At 40.4% G+C, this 2,974-nt stretch carries 3 protein-coding genes and 1 pseudogene; 2 read left to right on the forward strand and 2 right to left on the reverse strand.

The features are described 5' to 3' along the window. Positions 1–44 precede the first annotated feature (44 nt). Complete coding sequence (locus V7Z64_RS12705; protein ID WP_297987682.1) at positions 45–1,223, reverse strand: GGDEF domain-containing protein; 1,179 nt, start codon at positions 1,221–1,223, stop codon at positions 45–47. A gap of 204 nt (positions 1,224–1,427) precedes the next feature. On the opposite strand from V7Z64_RS12705, the pseudogene V7Z64_RS13365 reads away from it, so the two are divergent. Together V7Z64_RS13365 and V7Z64_RS13370 are read left to right on the forward strand one after the other, a co-directional pair. Continuing rightward, positions 1,428–1,958: pseudogene (locus V7Z64_RS13365) on the forward strand (protoglobin domain-containing protein); the annotation flags it as partial. Between the two features lie 201 nt (positions 1,959–2,159). Beyond that, positions 2,160–2,717: a methyl-accepting chemotaxis protein gene (locus V7Z64_RS13370; RefSeq protein WP_442885210.1), complete on the forward strand. Its 558-nt coding sequence runs from the start codon at positions 2,160–2,162 to the stop codon at positions 2,715–2,717. 15 nt (positions 2,718–2,732) lie between these two features. On the opposite strand, the gene V7Z64_RS12715 is transcribed toward V7Z64_RS13370, so the two are convergent. Next, positions 2,733–2,903: a glycerate kinase gene (locus V7Z64_RS12715; RefSeq protein WP_297987678.1), complete on the reverse strand. Its 171-nt coding sequence runs from the start codon at positions 2,901–2,903 to the stop codon at positions 2,733–2,735. Between the last annotated feature and the right edge of the window lie 71 nt (positions 2,904–2,974).

Raw genomic sequence — 2,974 nt, forward strand, 5'->3', positions numbered from 1 at the left:
CCTGTTTGTCTTTTAGGGATGGAAATTAATGTAATGAAAAATGCTCATCTACAGTCATTAATTTGTTTAAAACGGTCGACGTCAATATACAACACGGCAAGCGAATGACGTTGTTGCTTCGCTTGTTGAAGCGCTTCTTCTAACGATTGAATAAAGGCGCGTCGATTCGGAAGGCCTGTTAAAAAGTCGTGATTTGCCGCATAAGTCAACTGTTCATTTACTCGTTGTAGTTCGCTTGTGCGCATGTCTACTTTTTTCTCAAGCTCATGATTTAACGTTTGCAAACATTGAACGAGTTGTCTATTTTCATGCAATGTGAGCCATTGACGAATGACAACAAAACAGACGGCGACAACAACTCCAGCGATGACAATGTGATCAGACGGAAAACGGAAAAAGACATAAAAAAGAGGAACAAGGCTAGCATAAGGAAAAAATATTTTTACATTTGCTTTCCGTCCTGTCGTTGCTGGCATTTGCATGGCTATGTCTCCTTCTTTGGCATACATACCAGATAAACCGATAAAAAGTAAACTTATTCCCCACAGTAGATCAAGCCAAGAATTAGAAACAAACTCAAACTGCATCATTTGAATCAAATACATCGTATCAGCGAAAACAAACAAACCGATTCCGAATAAGTTCAATATCCATATGCGGTTTAAACGTGTTGAAAAAATAACGAGGAGGAGAAAAAAAGTAATCGCTAAGTCCAGAAGTGGATAACTGAGCAATACGAGTACATACGCGATCGACACTTGTGAATGAAAGAGAGGCTGCACGACGTACAACCAGCTATATATTGCGAGCATCGTTGTCACAATGAGTGTATCAAATAAAGCTTGCCACATCTTCCATTGCTTTTGTACGAACATCATCATATAACAAAGTGACAAAATATACAAAAAACAATTCCCTAAATAAAATACGTCGGGCCAACTTGGGAATGGAGGCTCAGCATCATATACAATCTCATAAAAGCGATACATGCTTTCTGCGATGACATAACAAATCATGCTGACGGTTAACATTCCCCAAAATGTGCTTTCCTTCGTGCGAATGCGACGGTGCGCTTTCCATAGCCAGATGGTTGCTAGAAGTGCTCCACCAATGGAAAGAAATGCGCTACTCATCATCCGCACCGAAGGATGAGTGAAAAATGATAATGAGCTATAGTAAGCAATTGTATATGCGATGATAATACCAAAAGCAAGGCGATTCATCACGCTCCCCCTTTCTTGTCTCATCATATGCCGAAAGAAGAAGAAAAAAATAGGATGAAGAACTATTCCCATTAAAAATGGGTTTTTTATTTTTTTGTTGTTTATTTAGAACAATGTTTTATAAGTTTGCAGAGCATTATTGTTCGTCAACTTTCATAGAACGAAATATAATGTGTATATGAAGACGCAAAGGAGTGAGTTTTTATGTTTTTTTCTAAACGGAAGCAAGCACTTTTACCTTTTCACTTAGATGAGCGAGTTGCCTTCGTACATACAGCGGATGATATAAAAGAGCGATTACGCTACATGGGGGTGACAGAAGGGCATTTACAACTATTGCGCGAAGTGAAGCCGCTCGTAATGGAGCATATCGATGAGGTGATTGACGATGTGCTTAATCATTTGTATTCGTTCCCTCTATTACAATCGATCGCAAGCTCCAAAACGACGCGAGAACGTTTGAAACACGTTTTTATCCAATATATTGATTCTTTACTTTCTGCGACAATTAATGATGATTACATCGCTTTTCGTAAACGGCTAGGCAGCAATCATCATGAGCGTGGCTTACCGATCGAATGGATGATTGCGACGTATGAAGCAATTGCAACAGCGCTTATTCCGCGACTATTGCCATATGCGCAGCAACAAGGACAGATGGATAAATGGACACATATGCTCGTCGCCCTTTTTCATCTTATTAATTTCGATTCGCAAATCATTATGAGTGCCTACATGGATGATCGAATGAACGAGCTAGAACAATTAAATCAAAAACAAGCCACGATCCATTCACGGTTGCACGATATGGGGCAACAGCTTGCTGCTTCGATTGAGCAAACAGAAGCGGGGTTAAGTGAAGCAGAAGAAAAGGCGAAACATGTACGAACACAAACAGAAATGACAGAACGAAGTAGCCAAAACTTGTCCGCTCTCATGAACACAACAGAACATCAAGTCGAGCAAACGCGCAAAACGTTTGATGAAGTAGTCAATAAAGTGAACGATGTGCTCTCTATCTTAAAAAATTTGTCAAATTCATCAGACATGATTCGAAATACATCTTCACAAATTCAAGCGATTGCTGATCAAACGAACTTACTTGCTTTAAATGCCGCGATTGAAGCAGCACGAGCGGGAGAAGCAGGAAAAGGTTTTGCTGTCGTAGCGGATGAAGTTCGTAAGCTAGCGGAATATACAAAACAAATGAGTACAGACATTATTGAAGGAATCGAAACGAATTATCGACAAGTCGAGTCACTTGTACAAAAAATGAACGGGATGAGCGATATCGCAAAAGAAGCAGCTAGTCAAATGGAGCAAACAAAAGGGACGATGGTCGCTTCGAAAATGGAGCTCGACCACCATATTGACCTGTTTAGGGAAAGCCAGCGACAAATTGATTATATTTTACGCTCTATTGAAGACATTCATCGCGTCATGAAGCACTTATCTTCCTTATCTACCGAATTAGTAGAACAGGCCGAATCATAATCAAGCGGTTTTCGACTAAGAAAACCGCTTGATTATTCGTGCGATGTTGCGTGCTTTCGTATATAAAAGCGTTGTTGCTGAACGCATACATTGTTCTAACGTCATCGGCTTTGTCGCAATCGCATCACAGCTGACGAAATATGTATATAGCTTGTCAAAGCCGTCACCGAGACTTCCTGACAGCAAAAAAGGCAGGAACGTGATATTCGTTCGCTAACTGTGCGACTTGAACTACCGCTAGGCTAAAGCCATAGCGG

The sequence above is a fragment of the Anoxybacillus sp. genome (assembly GCF_036834105.1).
Taxonomy (GTDB): Bacteria; Bacillota; Bacilli; order Bacillales; family Anoxybacillaceae; genus Anoxybacillus.